This is a genomic window from Herbaspirillum huttiense (assembly GCF_047300815.1).
In the GTDB taxonomy this organism is placed as follows: domain Bacteria; phylum Pseudomonadota; class Gammaproteobacteria; order Burkholderiales; family Burkholderiaceae_D; genus Herbaspirillum; species Herbaspirillum huttiense_A.
This window is the reverse complement of the sequence record NZ_CP178609.1, coordinates 1-18,767: the sequence shown is the minus strand read 5'-3', so window position 1 is coordinate 18,767 and position 18,767 is coordinate 1. Positions and strand designations below refer to the sequence as shown.

Below are 18,767 nucleotides of genomic sequence, written 5' to 3'. Positions count from 1 at the left end.
CATGTTTGAACGAATTATTCGCTTCGCCATCGAGCATCGATGGCTTGTCCTGCTCGCCGTACTTGGGATGGGAGCATACGGCGTCTATAGCTATCAAAAGCTACCTATCGATGCCGTACCTGATATCACCAACGTGCAGGTGCAGATCAACACCTCCGCGCCTGGATATTCTCCGCTCGAAACCGAGCAGCGAATCAGTTATCCGATTGAAACCGTGATGTCTGGCTTGCCCAATTTGGAGCAGGTCCGCTCCTTGTCGCGTTATGGACTGTCGCAGGTGACGGTCATCTTCAAGGATGGCACGGACGTCTACTTTGCTCGCCAGTTGGTCAATGAACGTATTCAGCAGGCCAGAAGCCAGCTGCCGGCGGGCATTGATCCTGGAATGGGACCGATTTCTACCGGTCTTGGTGAGATCTACTTGTGGACTGTCGAAGCCAAGGACGATGCACGCAAGGCAGATGGAACGCCATACACTCCGACAGACCTGCGGGAAATTCAGGACTGGGTCATCAAGCCGCAGTTGCGTCTGGTCCCAGGGGTGACCGAGATCAACACCATTGGCGGCTACGCCAAGGAATATCTAGTCGCCCCGTCCGCGGAGAAACTTGCGTCTTACGGCATGACGATGGATACGGTCATCAAGGCACTGGAGAAGAACAACAACAACGTCGGCGCCGGCTATATTGAGCGCCGCGGCGAGCAGTACTTGATTCGTGCTCCTGGTCAGGTGGCTTCGATCGAAGACATTGGCAACATTGTGCTGTCCAACGTCAAGGGCGTGCCTATTCGCGTGCGTGATGTAGCGGACGTCGATATTGGCCGCGAGCTGCGTACAGGCGCCGCGACCGAAAATGGTCGTGAGGTGGTCTTGGGTACCGTCTTCATGCTAATCGGTGAGAACAGCCGTAAGGTTTCGCTGGCCGTCGACAAGAAGATGCAGGAAATCAATCGCACCCTACCGAAGGGTGTTGAGGCGGTGACGGTGTATGACCGTACTGTATTGGTCGACAAAGCAATCGCCACGGTGAAAAAGAATCTGGTTGAAGGCGCATTGCTCGTGGTCGCGGTGTTGTTTGTCTTCCTGGGCAACATCCGTGCAGCCATTATCACGGCAACCGTGATTCCTCTGGCCATGCTCTTTACGTTCACAGGCATGGTGACAAACAAGGTGAGTGCGAACCTGCTTAGCCTCGGTGCACTCGATTTCGGGATCATCATCGACGGCGCCGTGGTGATTGTGGAGAATTGTGTCCGGAGATTGGCACACGCCCAGGAGCATCATGGCCGTACATTGACGCGCAACGAACGCTTCCATGAAGTCTTCGCCGCGGCGAAGGAGGCTCGCCGCCCGCTGATCTTTGGCCAACTGATCATCATGATCGTGTATTTGCCGATGTTCGCCTTAACGGGTGTCGAAGGCAAGATGTTCACGCCGATGGCATTTACCGTCGTTGCGGCCCTGATCGGTGCCATGATTTTGTCGGTCACCTTTATTCCGGCAGCTATTGCCTTGTTCATCGGAGAGAAAGTCGCCGAGAAAGAGAATTTCATGATGGTTTGGGCAAAGCGTCTGTACGAGCCAATGCTGAAGGCCATTATGGAGAATAAGGCAGTCGTTCTGACTTTTGCCGGCGCCTTGATTGTTGTTTGTGGCGTAGTAGCGACCCGTCTTGGCACGGAGTTTGTTCCGAGCCTGAACGAAGGCGATATGGCTATTCAGGCGCTACGAATCCCGGGCACGAGCCTGACCCAGTCTCTGGAGATGCAGAAGCAGATCGAGAAGACACTAAAAAAGAAATTCCCCGAAGTGGAACGAGTGTTTGCTCGAACCGGTACGGCGGAAGTTGCGTCCGATCCGATGCCGCCGAACATTTCCGACGGCTACATTATGCTCAAGCCGTTGGACCAGTGGCCTAAACCGAAAAAGACGCATGAGGAGCTGCTTGCAGCAATTCAGGAAGAAGTCGCGAAGATTCCGGGTAACAACTATGAATTCTCGCAACCAATTCAGCTGCGCTTCAATGAACTGATTTCGGGCGTTCGAAGTGACGTGGCAGTGAAGGTATTCGGCGACGACATGAATGTGCTCAATGACACCGCCAGCAAGATTTCGGCCGTCTTGGAGAAAATTCCGGGCGCCACCGAGGTGAAGATTGAGCAGACGACGGGCTTGCCGATGCTGACCGTGGATATCGATCGTCAGAAGACCGCACGCTATGGTCTGAACGTGTCGGATATTCAGGACACGATCGCGACTGCAATCGGTGGCAAGGAGGCCGGTACGATGTTCCAGGGCGACCGCCGCTTCGGCATCGTGGTGCGCCTGCCGGACAATGCTCGTACCGATCTGGAGGCTATTCGCCGACTGCCAATCGCATTGCCTTTGCAGGACGGTGCTACGCGCACAAGCTATGTACCGCTGGGTGAGGTCGCTTCCCTGAACGTCGCTCCGGGTCCAAACCAGATCAGCCGGGAGGACGGTAAGCGTCGCATCGTGGTCAGTGCCAACGTTCGTGGCCGCGATCTGGGTGGCTTCGTGGCTGACGCTGAGCGTCAGCTGCAGTCTGAAGTCAAGATCCCCACTGGCTACTGGACTACCTGGGGCGGGCAGTTTGAAAATCTGCAGTCGGCAACGCAACGCCTGCAGATTGTGATTCCAGTTGCCTTATTGATGGTCTTCGTGCTGTTGTTTGCGATGTTTAGCAACGTCAAGGACGGCATGCTGGTGTTCACAGGTATCCCATTCGCGTTGACGGGCGGTATTTTGGCCCTTGCAATGCGTGGAATTCCGATGTCGATCTCTGCGGCTGTTGGTTTCATTGCCTTATCAGGTGTTGCAGTTCTGAACGGTTTAGTGATGATCTCCTTCATTCGGAGCTTGCGCGAGGACGGACGTTCGCTGGATGAAGCGATTCACGATGGTGCGATGACGCGTCTACGCCCAGTCTTGATGACGGCGCTGGTCGCGTCTCTGGGCTTTGTCCCAATGGCGCTGGCCACCGGAACCGGTGCAGAAGTACAGCGTCCGCTGGCAACGGTGGTGATCGGCGGTATTCTGTCGTCGACCGCGCTGACGTTGCTCGTGCTGCCGCTGCTCTACAAGTTGGCACATGACAAGGACGAAGATGAATCACCAGCTGGCAAGACATCGCGTCCTCCCTTCTGGAAGTTCTGGGCTAAGCGTTCATCCATTGCCAACTAAGAGGTAAATATGGGACAAGGACACTCGCACGTTCAACCGCAAGGGGGCAATGAGAAGGCGCTGAAGATCGCGCTTGCCCTGACGTCGACATTTCTGATTGCGGAGGCTGTTGCGGGTGTTCTGACCCAGAGCCTCGCGTTGATCTCCGATGCGGCACATATGTTGACAGACAGTGCAGCATTGGCGATCGCGTTATTTGCAATCCGCATTGGAAAGCGACCAGCAGACACAAAAAGAACTTTTGGGTACGCGCGCTATGAAATCTTGGCCGCATTATTCAATGCTTTGATGCTGTTCGCGGTAGCGGTCTATATCCTCGTCGAGGCATACAAGAGGTTCAAGTCTCCGCCTGAGATTCAGTCCGGTGCGATGTTGGTAGTGGCGATCCTAGGGTTGATCATCAATCTTGTCAGTATGCGGATTCTGATGTCGGGCAAAGACAAGAGCCTGAATGTTAAAGGAGCCTATCTGGAGGTGTGGAGCGACATGCTCGGCTCCATAGGCGTGATCGCCGGAGCCCTCATCATCCGGTTCACTGGGTGGGGTTGGGTTGACACGGTTATCGCTGTGGCTATTGGTCTTTGGGTGTTGCCACGTACCTGGACGCTGTTGCAGGAGAGTATTAACGTTCTTCTGGAGGCGACGCCGGCGCACGTGGATATCGATGACATTCAAGAGAGCATTCTTGGAATAGAAGGTGCCCAATCGATTCACGATCTTCATGTGTGGTCGATATCGAACGATAAGGTAAGTTTGACCGCTCACGTTGTCTATGACTCGCGTACTTCCAATATTGAAGTGCTGGACAAGATTCGGAAGTTGTTGGCAGAGAAGTTTGATATTCACCATGTCACCATTCAGATGGAAGATACGCCCTGCGAACAGGCCGCTGATGAACATAATTTTTCTCCGCTAGGGAAGGAGGATCACGATGACCACAAACACTAGTCGCTGGATCAGATTGTCATTGATGGCCGCATCGATGGCTTTGGTATCCGCATGCGCGACTTCGTCACCTGAAAGCGTTCCCTGCACGATATTGCAACAAACTAGCGTCTGCGTAGCTGTGCCGGTGCATGACGACTTGCATGACGATGAGGCTAAAGCCTTTACGCCGGCGCCTGAGGGATCGGGCTACATGTACATAACGCGGCCTTATGCCCAGCAGCGTAGTACTAAGTCGAAGATATTCGTGGACGGTGTATTCCTGGCAGAGTTGGGGCCGAAGACCTTCGCTCGCATAAAAATGCGGCCGGGGACACATACCGTGAAGGTTACGGCGGACAAAATCGAGACGGTATCGATTTCCGTTGATATGCAGAAAGAGGCCTTCCTGGAGTACCAGATTGCAGAGCACTTTTTCTCGACGGAGCCGAGTATCAAATCTGTAAGCAGGGAACGAGCGAAAGATTCCGTGCAGCCGCTGGACTTGGTGCTTACGAAGATCGACTAGCTGAATTTGATGTGGAGAAAGGGGCGCAGATTTGCGCCCCTTTTTTTTGGATCCGAAATTATTACGCAATCGTAATAATTTCGTTCGATTTTGGTAATTGGCTCCTCCCTACAATGAACTCATCGTCAAAACGACATTTCACCCCAAGGAGGTTTGCCATGAAGTCCAAGTTTTCCAAGATCGCAATCGCCGCAACTTTGCTGATGTCCTTCGCCGGCGCTAATGCCGTTGCTCAAGTCGCTGATCCCTTCGGCGTTCCCGCCAACAAGGCACTGCCGGAGCGTGAGATCACCATGAATGCTTCGACTAAGTACGTCAACGTCGCGCAGGGCGAGATCGTGAAATTCGTCTCGCAAGGCAAGAGCTTCACCTGGAAGTTCGATACTTTCGGCCTGCAGCCGTTCGCGTTCTCGAAGATCGCTCCGCAAGGTTTCGATGGCGCAAATGCCACCGTGTACCTGAGCACTAATCCGCTGTACCGCGGTCATTAATTGATGAGCTCTGCTTGGATTGGATGTAACTATTCCGATACCGATGCAGTTCGCAGAATCAGGACTGCTCGTAGTCCGGGATGGTTGTTGGAAAGTTCTAGAGAGCCATCATGTAGTCTCGCAACAGACGCCACCAGGCTGAGGCCTAGGCCAACACCTGGTGTCGCTCTGCTCGTATCGCCCCGATAGAAACGCTGTTGCACCTTCGGTAATTCAGCGTCAGAAATCCCAGGGCCGTCGTCACTAACACGCACCAGAACTCGGCCCTCGTCTACTTGAACGCAGCTCAGTGTAACGGTCCCGCCGACAGGTACAAATTTCATCGCGTTATCAATCAGATTGCTCACGGCTTGCGCCAGTAGCAATGAGTCTCCGCGGAGCAGAACAGGCCCAGACGGGCGATGATCAATGAACTTTCCGAGAGATTCCGCTAGCGGCTGATAAAAATCGGCGATATCGGCGACAACAGCCGCTACATCAACAGTAGTAAAGCCGGCCTTCCGAGCACCTGTATCAATTTCTACCAACCGTAGCAAAGCGTTAAAGATGGCGATGACTCTGTCGACATCTTCGATCGCTCCCTCTATTTCATCCGCATCACCTCGTTGTACCCGCAGGAGGCCTTCCAGCCGCGATCGTAATTCGGCAAGTGGTGTGCGAAGATCATGCGCAATCGAGTTAGACGCATTGATGATGCCATTCATGAGCTGCTCAATCTGCGCCAGCATGAGGTTTTCCGTCTGGACGAGGGTCGCCAGCTCATTCTCCCCGCCATGATGCGGAAGCCGATGGCTGAAATCTCCTTGCATAATGGCCGAGGCAGCCTGGTTGATATCTTTCACCTTCGCAAGCAGACTGCGGCGGATCGCCACCCCACCAGCGATGCCGAGCAGGATAATGATGGTGCCGGAGGCGGCCAAGCCTACGATAAACATGTTCTCAAGCAGTCGATATCGATTGATGTCGTGAGCGACCAGCAGATGGAATCGTCCATTCAGGACCAAATGTCGAGCGAGAATGCGTGTGCGGTTGCCATTGATATCGACCTGGAATCTGCCGCTGGATGCTATCGGACTGACTTCAACTGGCCAAGCATCGAGATTTCCTGCGAGGTGCTGCATCTTCTCGTCCGTCAACAGGACAATATCCTCCGATCCTCCCGGTATGGCACCGACTCTTGATTCGATCCTTCGGCTGAGCGCATCGACGCCTTCCTCATCGAAGACACGCTGAAGCCTATCGCTATCGGCGTGCAGAATGTGTCGCCAATCTTGCTCCACAAATTCTTGCCATGCGTACCAGAGCGGCGTGGCAAAGGCTGCCAGCGCAAGTAGACTGAATATGACGTAGCAGGTGGCTACTGTTCGAGCAGAGAATTTAAATAGTCTATTCATCAGTAAGCATATAGCCGGCGTTACGGATGGTGCGCAGGATAGAGGGGCGAGAATCCCCATCCAGTTTTTGTCTAAGTTTGCTGATGTGCACCTCGACCACATTGGTTTGTGGGTCGAAATCGTAATTCCAAACGTTCTGCAGGAGCATGGTACGGGTAACGACCTGATTGGCGTGGCGCATCAGATACTCGAGCAACAGGAACTCTCTCGGTTGGAGAGTCAGGGCCTTTCCGTCCCGATATACCTTGTGCTTCATGACATCGAGGTGCAGGTTGCCTATGACTAGGTAGGTCTTCTCGGTCGATTCCCGAGCGCGGCGGGCAATGGCTTCGACGCGAGCCAGTAACTCCCCGAACGAAAACGGCTTGACCAGATAGTCGTCCCCGCCACTCTGAAGTCCTTTGATTCGGTCGTCGACCTCGGCCATAGCGCTGAGGATCAAGATAGGGACCTTGTTTCCAGTCTTACGCAATGCCTCAATGATGCTCAAACCATCGATGCCCCCTGGGAGCATGCGGTCCATAATAATGGCGGCATAGGGTGTACTGGTCGCCAGCAACATGCCGTCGCGACCGTTATCGGCGTGATCAACCTCGTATCCGGATTCGGATAGTCCTTTCTTCAAGAACCGCGCTACGCGCTCGTTGTCTTCGACGATCAGCAATTTTGTCGCCGTCATTTTTCCTACACAGAATATTGGGGCCAGTTATTGGGGCGCTGAGGTGCGCCTCGCTCAATTCGGAATGACCCGAAGAGCATTGCAAGACTGGTGAGTTTGAATGGAGTTGGCACCGGAACCTTGGGGTATTGAATGTCTACCTGAGGTGTTTGATGCAGGAGAAAAACTGTACCACGCGAGCGAAAAATAGCCGATGGCTCGGTGGAAATTTTTGAAAATAATTTTGGAGAAAAGAAAAAAGGCCTGCGTGGGCAAGCCTTCTTCTGATGCCGATCCAATATCGCGACTAGGTCGCGATATTGGAGAGGACGTACTGCTTAGAACTTGTGGCGAACGCCGACTGCGACCAGGGTCTGGCTAGCATCAGCACCACCGGTAGCGGCGTTGCCGGTTGCATCGCCGTACACGCCGCTGTTGGCCATGTCAGACGCACGAATGTTAGCCACGAAGGCGTACAGGTCGGTGCGCTTGGACAGCCAGTAGTCGGTGCCCAGGCTGACTTGGGTCAGCTTGCCCTTGGAGGACGAGTTGAAGTCAGCACGAGTGTGAGTCACGGCGCCCAGCAGCTTCAGAGTCGGAGTCAGCGAGTAAGCGGTGCCGATTTCATAGATATCGGCCTTATTCGCGACAGCCAGGGTCTTGCCAGCCAGAGCGGTTGGGCTGGTGGTGTTCAAGTCTTGCTTGACGCGGTTGTAGTTTGCGTACACGCGGGCAGGGCCGAACTGGTAGCTAGCTGCAACGTTCAGCACCTTGGCAGCGCTGTTGCCGGAGTTGGTAACGTCGCCGGCATTGGTGGTGCCGATCAGCAGCGAGGTGTCAGCCGGGGTTGCGCCTTGCTTGGACTGGAAGTAGTTGATGCCCAGACCCAGAGGACCATTGTCGTACTTGCCGCCGATACCGAAGGCTTGGCCAGCGGAGGTGCGGCCAGCTTGTTCACCGAAGCCGTAGAAAAGGTTGCCGGTGAAGCCACCCATATTGGTGGTGGTGTAGCTGACGGCGTTGTTGCTACGAGTGCCTTCCAGGCGATCGAGGTTGTGGCCAACAGAGCCGGTCATGAAGCCGAAGTCGGCAACCGAGGTCAGGTAGGAAATCGAGTCAGCGAAGTCGGTTTGGCGACCCAGCAGAACGGTACCGAAGCCGCCGGCCAGACCGACCACCGACTTGCGACGGAACAGAGTATTGGTAGTCTTCGAATCATCCAGGGCACCAGTGTCGTTACGGAAGCCAGTTTCCAGGTTGAAGACTGCGCTCAGACCGCCGCCCAGGTCTTCAACGCCCTTGAAGCCGATGCGCGAGCCTTGGATAACAGCGGAATTCAGGCCAAACTTGCTGCCGGTACCATTGGCGGTGCCGTTCACAGCCTTGCTGGTGTACACGACACCAGTATCGATAATGCCGTAGATGCTAACGGAGGAGGATTGCGCCTGGGCAGCACCAGCGAATGCGCCGAGCACGGCCAGTGCGAGCAAGGATTTCTTCATTTGTCTTCCTTAAAAATAGTCTTGAGGATCCGCTCGTTTAACGGATGTTCTAACATTACGTGTTCCTTTTTCGCATCAACAGGCCATTTGTAAATATAGAAAAAAGTCTGGTTTTTACCGGGCGAATGATTCTTGATATGTTGTATTTCTTCATCTGTCGAATGCATGAAGCCTTTCGAGATGGCGTGTGCGATGTGACATTCGACGGCCGAAAAAAACGGCACCAACGGAGGTTGGTGCCGGAAGGCATACCGCTCAAATGAAAATCGAGTGGTACCATGGGAGAGTTAGCCGATCTCAGCAATGATTTTCTTCAAGCGATATTGACGCTGGCGATAGTTGCCTTCAGGGCCGTCGAAGCTTGAGTTGACGTCGCTAAAAAGGCGCGAGATCAAATCTAATGTCATACGTTGATAGGCACTTTCAACCAGAATCAACCGCCTTTTGCTGCGTGCGTGAAGTTTGCTGATGTCTACTTCGATGCAGTGACCATGATCGGCATGGCGCACTTCTATGAGAACGGCTTCGGATTTGGACAGACGGAAAGCAGCGGCAAGGTCAATTCTGGCTGAGAGAAAGGGGTGGGACTTTCTCATCTTGGTCGTCAGTGACCTGGCAATCTCAGTTGCCCATGTCTCGCTTCCGTTCTGAGCAGAGAATCTAGAAACTGCTATCTGCGCTTCATGATGGCCTTGGTCCGCTGCCTTCTTCCACCATGAGAGTGCATGGACGTCATGCATGGGCGCATCACGCCGCGTGCGCCATAAGTACTGTGCGTAGTCGAATTGCGCGTGTGCGAACCCCATCTCGGCACTGCGGTTCAGATACTGGCGAGACAGTGCCAGATTGCGCTGGAAGTACTCTGCCTTTGCGTAGATCATGGAGAGGCCGTGCCATGCTTCTGCAACCCCCGCTTTCCCGGCTGCATTGAGCCATGGAACAGCAGCTAGATAATTTGCTTGGCCGCTCCGTGGGAACACCCGCTCGCAGTCGTGATCGATGCGTGCATACAGCATACCTAGCCGATATTGCGCCTCATGATTTTGAGAGAGTGCCGCGACTTCTAACAATCTCTGGGCATATGGGATGTCTGGTGTATTGCGTTCCAATATGATTTGCGACTGCCGTAAGAACAGTTCAGTCTCATTGTCGGAGAGAGAGAGAGGCAGCGAATGAGGTGATGGATCCCGGAGCAGTCGAATCTGACTTTCTTGGCCTTTGAGGACACTGTTGATTATTGGCGCAGCGTTCTCGTAAAAGCCGACGTAGTCTCTTGTTTGCCAGCACTTCTCCAATATGGAGTACTGGGCTTCCGCCACTCCAGCCAGCGCTGCTTGCTTTGTCCAGTGTTCCTTGGCTTCCTTCAAAGGAGGTACGAGACTGATCCTTTCATCGGGAGCGGTCCGATGGTCGTCTTCCAACCGCGCAAGGTGTTGAGCGAGAAGCCATTGTGCTTCGTGGTCGTCCCGTTCCGCCAGTTGCTTGAGAACACTGACGGCTTTTTCTTTGGATCTGTCGCTGAAATGTGATGAGTTCTCGAGCACCAGTCGCGAGAATACGATGCCAGCTTCAAACACTCCAGAATCGAAAGCCCGTTCATACCAGGTGGCAGCTTCGTAGGGACGGGACATTGTGCGCACCAGGTCATATGGAACCGCGCGGCCGATCATAGTCCAAGCATCGGGAAGTCCCTGCCTAGCTGCACGCTCAAGCCAATAGAATGCAGTTTCTGTACTTTGTGGAAGGCTTCCGTTTCCCAGGTAATAGCGAGTACCAATTGCCAATTGGGCTTCCGCAGCACCAGTTCTGGCTGCTTTTAAAATAGCGAGGTCATCACGGGCGGCCATATTATTGAGCGCTCCGCAGGTGATAAATTGGCAGACTGAAGATTGTGGAAGACGGCATGAGGTATCCTCCGTTTCTGTTCATAAGGAACGTGCCCGGAGAACCTGATCCAGATTTCAAAGAGGTGAAATCCGGAGGCATCTGATCATTGAGGAGATCGTAGAAGGACGTTGTGCGGGCACCGAAATTTCGACGGATGTTAGCCAGCGTTGGTGATCTACGAACGGGAATGAAACATTAAATGTTGTTAATAAAAATCCTCTGTAAGCTGCATAAACAAAGGAATTTCCTCTTCTTTATTGACAGACTTGATGCGAAAAATCCGCTATCGCTTCAGTGTTTCATCCAGACTGTCGGTATGATTTTCAAGATTAACGTTCGTTAATCTTTGTGCTTGGTTGAGGTACCTTTTTCGCGCGTGAAGAGCTCCAAAACGATGCGTATTCGAGACACATATTCTTGTGTGTCTGGTGTGTAGGATGCGGATATTTTTTTTGCCCACTTTTTTATATTTGTCCTATGCTTCGCTCTTTCAAATTTTCAGTATGGCGTCGACGGCCGGCTGATTTAAGAGGAGTCCAATGAACAAAGTCTTGCAAGCAGTACACGACAGCCTGCCTCAGTGGATGGCTGATTGGTTCGATGTATTGGTGCCAACGGCTGAGGTGATTTTGATTCTGGTCGCGGCGCTCGCGATCATGCGTGTCGCGAGGCTGCTTATCGGAAGGCTTGGCCGGACATATGGTTTCCCGAATAAGGCGGCCGCGCTCACCCAGCGCATCATCGGATTTTTTGTGTATGGCGGTGCCATCCTCTGGGCCTTGGAGCGGATGGGCGTCTCCGGTGCGGTACTGTGGTCTGCATTTACAGGATTTGCAGCAGTCGGTGCAGTCGCATTTTTCGCGGCATGGAGCGTTCTTTCCAATCTCTTCTGCGCCATCCTGATCTACACCACGCAGCCGTTCCGCGTGGGTGACGTGATCGAGGTGATTGAAGGGGGAGACAAGCCTGGTGTCAAAGGGCGAGTGCTGGACATCAATCTGGTCTACACTACATTGGCGGAGGAAACTGAGGGTAGCGGGAGCGGGACGACACTTCAGCTCCCAAACAGCCTTTTCTTCCAGCGCATCGTGCGCAGATGGAATGATGGTTCTGCATCGTTATTCTGAAATTAATATTACTTGATGAGCCTGTTCTGCGTTCATCGCCTCCCTGATTCTGCACTCCACACAAATCATTACGCGATCGTAATAGACGCGTAATGATTTTGTTCGAAATGCCTTCTTAGAATCTTGCTGTATGGGCGCACCTCATTCGACGGGGGCGACCTTCGGCATTTTTCCTTTTGGGGGCCATGTGGACGCACTCTTCGCTCTGCTTCTCGTTTCTTCCGCTTTGTGTTCGACGCCTGTTTTGGCGAAAGAGAGTAGCCAGCTGAATGGTCGGTTAGCCAAATCTTGCCAGGATTCTCCTCGCCAAAAGCCGGCGGCGCCCCTCAAAAACAGTTGCCCCACATCACGCCTTTGTGACCGTTAGCGGTTTTGCCGTGAAATGGGTTCCTTGCGTCCGGAGTGATCTCGGCGCCAGAAAGTTGATCGCAGATTGTTCGGGTGTCGCGTTAAGCAAGGAGAGCGGTGATGAATGTCAAAGGAATGGAGCCGTCGCCAACGGCAGTTGGAGAGAAAGACGAGAAGTTCTGGCAACACGCCGTCCGCCTCACCGAGAAACGTCTCGGATTGCTGGCATCGAACATTGCCAACGCAGACACTCCTAACTACAAGGCCCGGGATATCGATTTCTCAACTGCCTTGCAGCAGGCGATGACAACGTCGAGGCTGCCAATGCTATCGAAGGGGTATGCAACAGTGCCCAAAGACCTGCCGTATGAGAACCTAGTGCTGTATCGTTCGCCTACTCAGCCAAGCGCTGATGGGAATACCGTTGACGTCGACCAGGAGGGGGCGGCCTTTGCACACGAAGCTATCCGATACCAATTCTTCTTGGAGAAAGCAGTCGACGAGTACAAGGAAATAGGAACGCTGTACAAGAACATGGTGGGCTAGTCACTAATTATGTTGGATGATATGAAGTGTGCTCACCATCGTTGCTGACGTAGTTTTCATAAAAATGTCTCAACCTTCACAAACAACCTATGACGATCTGACGACGGTGATGGCCAATGGCTCGGTTGTCATGCTGCTGCTGGTCTTCGCGTTCTATCTTTGGCTCAAATTTAAATCGAACAAGCCTACAAAAAAGAAGCTGCCTCTAAAAGATAGATTCACAAAGGAAACTCCGAAGAAAGCGCAATCGAAGCGCCGCTAATCGGTAGCCCCCCGACGTCCCTGAAGGTCCATTAATTTATCTAGTAACTACTGTCCTTTCGTTCTTGGAAGGATAGCGGTGGCTTGCGCTCGAGCAGAAATTACCCATGAAGAATATGTTGAAAGGGGCTAAGTCGGAGGTGGCGCTGTCAAAGAAGCGACCATCCTGGGATATCTCTTCGTCCTCACTCATTTTGGCGAGCGCGTTTTTCAGCGCAACGCTATACAGTCGACGCCGACTAACCTGCACATATCGAATTCTGCGTAGCCGCACACATGAACTAGCTCCGCTCAACATCAGTCATTTAGCTTTTAGTAGAACCACCTGGGTCTATTTTTAGTGCTTTCTTTCGTTGTGCGATTTTAGATTGACTTTGGCTGACATACGACCACAGCGATTCCGGATTGGAGTGTCCGACCTCCATAGACACGGAAGCGGCGATAGACTGTGTGCTAGTGTCCAGGCCCAGAGCCACCCGTGACTCAATTTCCCCGGCAATTCTGTCATCCACATTCTTGAAACGAAGCATGTGGATTGCATGGCCTGGGCCTAGACCAATAGCTCTACTTGCGTCGCCAAAGATTTGAGATAGAGAGTTATCGTTAAGCGGCTTCCCGTCTCTAGCAGAAACAAAGATTCGATCATGGGTATGCGCTTCAGACCAACCCATCTCCTTCAAAAAATTGTTTCTGGGCCCGGCAATGAACTCAGCGATTTGAAGAGCCAAATCAATCGGAATTTCGAAAAAATTCTCATATCCAAATTTCTGGCTATCTGGCCTTAGTGGGAACTTTTCCTTACATTTGGCGATTTTTTCTAACGAAAATTGCGCGCAACGTAGAGAATTGATTGAACCTCTGCGTAGTCCAGTCAAATCCCCAATGGTCATTATGAGGATGTTTCTAATCGCCACAAAGGGCGTGTGGTTATTCTTAAAATAGCTCCTCAAATTCTTCAGATCACTTTCAGTAGCAGCTCTACCATGAGGGCTCTTTCCATTCTCGCTGACCCTACGAAATAGTAGGGGAGCCTTACTAATAGCACTCGCTTTTACTTTATTGCCGGGGGATACAAAAAGCGACAGGCTTTCCTTCGCACAGGGCACATAAACCTGGCAATTATTATTTCCAATTAGACGCAAGGTAGTCGGTTTCGAGTGTTGGTACCAAATTAGGAATGCATAAACACACCTAAGTTTTGCATTGACTGTTCGCTGAGCAGTTTTTTTATGTGCCCTAGAGTTATTTGAGCACATTACTCGCTCAACTTCCGAATCTCTAAACTGTGTCAACCACTCGTCAGTAATATCGTCAACGCATACGCCAGTTGTCAATATCTGTTCAAAGAACGATTTCAGCAGATATATTTCATTCCTAACCGTCTTTCTATCCAGGTTTCCTCGCACGGCCAAGTGGAGACCATATAGATTTAAATGCGGCACCAGCTCCGCACCTTGATGAGAATATGCAATGGGAAATATTTGATCATTTTTTGAAATCCAAGAGACAGAAATTTTGTGGTCTTCATCGATAGCACTCAAGCTTGTGCGTTGCATGCCATTATTCCCTCATCTATTAAACTGAAGCACTGAGTCAGGCTTTGATTGCTCAGTTCTACGCAAAGCGGATATCTCTTCTTGAAGCTTATTAATTTCCAATTTCAAATCGGCTTTTGTACTTTCAAATTTTTCCTTGAGGATAGATAGCTCAGATCTAGTTCTGTGCAGTTCTAAATCTCGATCAATTTTTTCCATCTCCAAAGCTTTCAGCCTTGCAATCGCAACCTTAAGTTCCCTAGTTAGTTTATTTGGGCTCTTGGAGGAACTGATACCTTCGTCGTGTTGCAGTTTTTTCAGTAGATCAAGTGCCGATTCCAGACGCAGCCTTAACTCGGGGTATCGGCAGAGAGTGTCATGAGAATTTGTCAAAAACGTTTTCTCCCAAGAAAATGTGTCTCCGAGAGCCGAATTCCATGACCATTTGTTAAACTGACGAACAGATTTTGGAAGAAGCTCCCAAATTTTTCCAGGCTTTATGGGGACCACATTATTTCCTCGATCCGACTCTCGCCTAACTATATTGCCGCTAGCCACCTGCTCCAGATAGTGGATCTTGGTCAGGATATTTTCCTTAGCAATTTTCTCGACGACGTGCGCTATAGAAGGTTTTTTATGAGCAGACACTGTTTTATTTTTGTTCTTCTTGGTCAGTTTATTCAAGGATTTCTCCTTTCTTTCATGAGAGCAACCGCCCGCACCAACCCGTGAATATCATCCTCAGCTCTGCTCCGTAATAGGGAGCCGCTCGGAAGAGCTTTTAAAGCATCTTCCATACTTGCAATATTGCCTTCCAAATTCCTGATGTAGTCATCTGAGCTCAAATTAAAAATGCATCCAGTGCATCGCTCAGGCGACGCGAGCTCCCGGTGTAATTTTTTGTCCTGCTTGGAATGGCACTTAGCGCTTTTCACGGACAAAGCGCCCCCGGCCATGCACTGACCATGGGGATAAGGAGCGGGAAAATGTCCTCGCTTCTTTACCACTTCGAAAATCATCTTCTCCTTATCCAGTAGATTTGTGCCGGAGAAGTCAATCATGTTTGTGAGCTTCGTTCCTATGCGACGAAGGTATTTTTCGTAACCGCCGAAAAATTTTCCATTCGAAAAAACAGCGCATATGTCATCGAACATCTTTTTGTAACCAACTTCACTATATTCATCATTCAACTCCTTTGCCTGGGCTAGGTATGCCCCCTTTAGCTCATTCATCGATTTTCGGATTTTGAACGGAATGGTTTCAAAATCGGGCCTCATGGAACTGTCGGTGAGATAAATCAGAGGGGTGAGAAGATTGGTTCCCAACTGCAACGCAAGCGATTGTAGGTCGGCATTCTCGTATCGATAGAACATAATTAGGCAGTATGCCCGCCGAAACATATGAGAAGCAACACTGTTAAAACTGTCACCCACCGCATATTTAAGGAAGAACCCTGCGTCGTTCGTACGCTCTCTATAAGCGAAGACATAGGTACTTCTCTTGGGGCTAAAGCCATGTCTATTACTTAATCGCGGGTATAAAAACAGGCTCTGTCTCTCAATTTTTGTAAAGTCATTTCCAAGGTATTGCTGCAAGAAATGGTCATGCTGCAGGCCTAGTTCTTGCAGGAGCAAGATCGCATCCTTTGTTGCGGTATTTACGTAATAAGGAAGACGATCTCGAAATGACTTCTCGATGTAGAAGTTCACCACATAGAGTTCTAGGTCTTCATCGACCACTGTCAGATCCCCTTGGCGCAATCCGATCTTTCGATGAATTACTTCGTCCTTCCGACGGGCATTCATTATTGCTATGGCGCAAAAACAAGCAGTAATTAGTGCCGTAATCATTGCGCGGACACTTACAGACTTATCCTTATCTTGGCAAATATCTAGGTTCGCGACGTTGATTCCCGCCAAGCTCCGTATCTCTGCTACAGCGGGATGCAAATCAATTAGCGTTTTAAATTTGAACCCGACTAGTTTCGCTTCCTGGGCGATCTTTTGCTTTCCATCGTCACATAGGGACCTAATTATTTGAATAATTCTGGGCCCTATTACGTAGATCCATTCCATCGACGCAACCAAAATGCGCACCGCAATACTCAAGTCCAAGTTTCTAGTGCGGCCGCTGGTATTGGTTCCTTTTAGCATCCCAATTTTAGAATATGGGAAAAATGGAAGAGCGAATTGAGGTTCAATTTTCGCAAGTCTGTTCAAAATGCCGAGCGACTCAGAATAAGTGCCCGATTTGAGATCAACCTTGGCCTCGATTACATCGTCGCCGTCTGCTAACTGCCTACGGATAGAGTTCTTATTTACAAGGATCCATCGATCACAATTTGTATGGATAAGACCTCTAAGCGCGTGCCTCCCGGGACCACCTTCTTTTTGTGTTTTAAGCGCTACGAGGACTTGATTGCGTATTCCAGCCTAAAGTCGCCAACAGTTCCGATGCAAATCCGCCAGCCTGTCCGATTCAAAGTAGACACCCAATCCGATTCAAACCCGCCACTCAGGACGGGTTCAATCTCTTTGAATGGCTTGGATCAGCTTTGGCCTTTCTTGGTCTTGCGAGTGGCGCGCATGGACTTATTGCCCTTGATCACAACGCGCTCGGCACCTGTGACCAATCGGTCCAAGATCGCATCCGCAATCGTTGGGTTATTACCTCCCAGATAGTCGTGCCATCGGTCCACCGGCAGTTGACTGGTGACTAAGGTGGAGTGACTACCTGTCCGCTGCTCGATCACTTCCAGCAAATCACTACGGCCGCCTGCATTGAGTGCACTGATGCCGAAGTCGTCCAAGATCAATAGGTCCACCTTGGCCAACCTATCCAGTGTCTTTCTAAAGGTGCCATCAACGTGTGAGATGGCCAACTCTTCCAGCAGCAAGGACACACGCTGGAAGCTGACGGTTAGGCCGTGGCGGCAGGCCTGATTACCCAACGCGCAAGCCAGCCAGGTTTTCCCGTTCCCAGTTGCTCCGGTGATGATCAGGTTGAGCCCGCGCTTGATCCATGTACACATGGCCAGTGTTGCCATTTCCGAACGATCCAGCCCGCGATCAACTCGATAGTCGATGTCTTCCACGCAAGCGTCTGTCTCGCGCAGCTTGGCATTTTTTAACAGCCGCTGGAGACGCTTGTTGTCTCGGTAGGTGAATTCCTGATCAACGATCAGGCCCAATCGATCCTCAAACGCCAGGTGAGATACAGAGGGGCTGGACAATTGCTCGTCAACGGCATGGGCCATGCCAAACAGTTTGAGTTCATTGAGCTTGCGAAGGGTTTCATTGGTCATCATGATTGGGGCTCGATTTCAAAATTGGAGTGGGTTGTTGCCTTCATGCCCCCGCAACACGGCTGAGGCATTCAGGCTTGATTTCAACGGCTTGTCAGTGGTAGTACTGGGGCCCACGAATGTTTGGGTGCTCAAACGTGGCCTCTTGAACGGGGCCCGCAACCTGACTGCTCTCCAGCCCATGTCGCAAGATGGAGCGGATGTTTTTGAGCGCCTTGGCCCCGTGCATGTTGGCCACCTTGCAGGCTGCATCAAGACGGGCTGCACCCACCTCAAACTCGATTTTTTTCAGCGCAGAGGCCAATCGATAGCCTGGCTCCTTGTGCTTGATCTCCGCCAGTCGTGCAGCCAGAAACTCATGTACATGGGGGCCAATCTGTGTGGCCCAGTTCAATTCGACCTCCGGGGTCCATGTCGCGAAGTAGCGATCCGTTGACGGCAGATGCGCAGGATCAATGACAGGGTCCGTGCCAGGTTTTCTTTCCATGCTGCCCACGCGCTTTCCTGCATGCAAAACTTCAATGAGGCCCGCCGTCAGTCTTAAATCGATCACCTGACGGCTCAGTGCGTGCGGTACCGTGTATGGGCGGCCATCCACATCGATGCGGCCATCTGGCCCCACTCGAGTCCGCTGGAACTCCACAAACTCGTAGGGCTTGGACGGCAGCGCCTTCATCGCAGGCAAGTCGATAGACTCAAAGGTGCTACGCCGAGACCCTGGGAGCTTCTGAAAGGGGCGATTGTTCAGATGAACCAATAGCTCTCGAATGGCTTGGTTCAATTCCTCAAGGCTGGTGAATACCCGCTTTCTGAGTACGAACAAAATCCATCGTTCGACAACGAGAACGCCGTTCTCGACTTTGGCTTTGTCGCCAGGCTTTCTTGGGCGCGCCGGAATGATGGCGCAGCCATAGTGTTCGCCTAAGTGCTGATAGGTCGGATTGATTTCCGGCTCGGTTTTACTGGCCCGAGTCACTGCAGACTTCAGGTTATCGCAAACGATGACATGCGGGGCGGCACCAAAGAACTCAAACATCCTGGCATGTGCACCGATCC

Annotated in this window: 16 protein-coding genes; 7 read left to right on the top strand and 9 right to left on the bottom strand. The window is 51.6% G+C overall.

What is annotated here, in order from left to right; genetic code table 11:
- Nucleotide 1 precedes the first annotated feature (1 nt).
- The 4 genes from ACLRDN_RS25160 to ACLRDN_RS25145 all read left to right on the top strand — a co-directional run bounded on the left by ACLRDN_RS25160 (nucleotide 2) and on the right by ACLRDN_RS25145 (nucleotide 5,149).
- Nucleotides 2-3,205, top strand: a complete 3,204-nt coding sequence (locus ACLRDN_RS25160) for a CusA/CzcA family heavy metal efflux RND transporter (protein WP_134221035.1) — start codon at nucleotides 2-4, stop codon at nucleotides 3,203-3,205.
- A 9-nt stretch (nucleotides 3,206-3,214) separates the two neighbouring features.
- Entirely contained in the window at nucleotides 3,215-4,153 is a 939-nt protein-coding gene (locus ACLRDN_RS25155) for a cation diffusion facilitator family transporter (RefSeq protein WP_134221034.1), read from the top strand.
- Nucleotides 4,137-4,658, top strand: coding sequence for a DUF2846 domain-containing protein (locus tag ACLRDN_RS25150; protein ID WP_134221033.1), 522 nt, complete (start codon nucleotides 4,137-4,139; stop codon nucleotides 4,656-4,658). Before ACLRDN_RS25155 ends, ACLRDN_RS25150 begins: the two co-directional genes overlap by 17 nt.
- A 158-nt stretch (nucleotides 4,659-4,816) precedes the next feature.
- Nucleotides 4,817-5,149 (top strand): CzcE family metal-binding protein, encoded by a 333-nt coding sequence (locus tag ACLRDN_RS25145; RefSeq protein WP_166675021.1) that lies wholly within the window; start codon nucleotides 4,817-4,819, stop codon nucleotides 5,147-5,149.
- 29 nt (nucleotides 5,150-5,178) lie between these two features.
- Here the strand turns inward: ACLRDN_RS25145 and ACLRDN_RS25140 are convergent, their stop codons facing one another.
- The 4 genes from ACLRDN_RS25140 to ACLRDN_RS25125 all read right to left on the bottom strand — a co-directional run bounded on the left by ACLRDN_RS25140 (nucleotide 5,179) and on the right by ACLRDN_RS25125 (nucleotide 10,550).
- Complete coding sequence (locus tag ACLRDN_RS25140; RefSeq protein WP_134221031.1) at nucleotides 5,179-6,543, bottom strand: ATP-binding protein; 1,365 nt, start codon at nucleotides 6,541-6,543, stop codon at nucleotides 5,179-5,181.
- On the bottom strand, nucleotides 6,536-7,222 hold the full coding sequence (locus ACLRDN_RS25135; protein ID WP_134221030.1) for a response regulator transcription factor: 687 nt from the start codon (nucleotides 7,220-7,222) through the stop codon (nucleotides 6,536-6,538). The genes ACLRDN_RS25140 and ACLRDN_RS25135 overlap by 8 nt, the downstream gene beginning before the upstream one ends.
- A 317-nt stretch (nucleotides 7,223-7,539) precedes the next feature.
- Nucleotides 7,540-8,703 carry a porin gene (locus ACLRDN_RS25130; RefSeq protein ID WP_134221029.1) on the bottom strand — a complete coding sequence of 388 codons (1,164 nt, stop codon included), beginning with the start codon at nucleotides 8,701-8,703 and terminating at the stop codon, nucleotides 7,540-7,542.
- A gap of 287 nt (nucleotides 8,704-8,990) precedes the next feature.
- A complete protein-coding gene (locus ACLRDN_RS25125) occupies nucleotides 8,991-10,550 on the bottom strand; it encodes a tetratricopeptide repeat protein (protein ID WP_134221028.1) in 1,560 nt (519 codons plus the stop codon).
- A 579-nt stretch (nucleotides 10,551-11,129) separates the two neighbouring features.
- Between ACLRDN_RS25125 and ACLRDN_RS25120 the strand changes: the two genes are divergently transcribed.
- The 3 genes from ACLRDN_RS25120 (at nucleotide 11,130) to ACLRDN_RS25110 (ending at nucleotide 12,873) form a co-directional block, all read left to right on the top strand.
- Entirely contained in the window at nucleotides 11,130-11,717 is a 588-nt protein-coding gene (locus tag ACLRDN_RS25120; protein WP_134221027.1) for a mechanosensitive ion channel family protein, read from the top strand.
- 468 nt (nucleotides 11,718-12,185) lie between these two features.
- On the top strand, nucleotides 12,186-12,611 hold the full coding sequence (gene flgB, locus ACLRDN_RS25115; protein WP_241813808.1) for a flagellar basal body rod protein FlgB: 426 nt from the start codon (nucleotides 12,186-12,188) through the stop codon (nucleotides 12,609-12,611).
- A 28-nt stretch (nucleotides 12,612-12,639) separates the two neighbouring features.
- The gene (locus tag ACLRDN_RS25110) at nucleotides 12,640-12,873 is read left to right on the top strand and encodes a hypothetical protein (protein WP_241813809.1); all 234 of its coding nucleotides are present in this window, start codon (nucleotides 12,640-12,642) and stop codon (nucleotides 12,871-12,873) included.
- Nucleotides 12,874-13,177: 304 nt separating this feature from the next.
- Here the strand turns inward: ACLRDN_RS25110 and ACLRDN_RS25105 are convergent, their stop codons facing one another.
- From ACLRDN_RS25105 to ACLRDN_RS25085, 5 genes are all read right to left on the bottom strand, one after another.
- On the bottom strand, nucleotides 13,178-14,428 hold the full coding sequence (locus tag ACLRDN_RS25105; RefSeq protein WP_413460608.1) for a hypothetical protein: 1,251 nt from the start codon (nucleotides 14,426-14,428) through the stop codon (nucleotides 13,178-13,180).
- Between the two features lie 12 nt (nucleotides 14,429-14,440).
- A complete protein-coding gene (locus ACLRDN_RS25100) occupies nucleotides 14,441-15,091 on the bottom strand; it encodes a hypothetical protein (protein ID WP_413460607.1) in 651 nt (216 codons plus the stop codon).
- Complete coding sequence (locus tag ACLRDN_RS25095; protein ID WP_413460606.1) at nucleotides 15,088-16,482, bottom strand: hypothetical protein; 1,395 nt, start codon at nucleotides 16,480-16,482, stop codon at nucleotides 15,088-15,090. Before ACLRDN_RS25095 ends, ACLRDN_RS25100 begins: the two co-directional genes overlap by 4 nt.
- A 473-nt stretch (nucleotides 16,483-16,955) precedes the next feature.
- Nucleotides 16,956-17,714: an IS21-like element helper ATPase IstB gene (istB, locus tag ACLRDN_RS25090; protein ID WP_413460605.1), complete on the bottom strand. Its 759-nt coding sequence runs from the start codon at nucleotides 17,712-17,714 to the stop codon at nucleotides 16,956-16,958.
- Between the two features lie 91 nt (nucleotides 17,715-17,805).
- Nucleotides 17,806-18,387, bottom strand: coding sequence for a Mu transposase domain-containing protein (locus ACLRDN_RS25085; protein ID WP_413460844.1), 582 nt, complete (start codon nucleotides 18,385-18,387; stop codon nucleotides 17,806-17,808).
- Nucleotides 18,388-18,767: the final 380 nt, after the last annotated feature.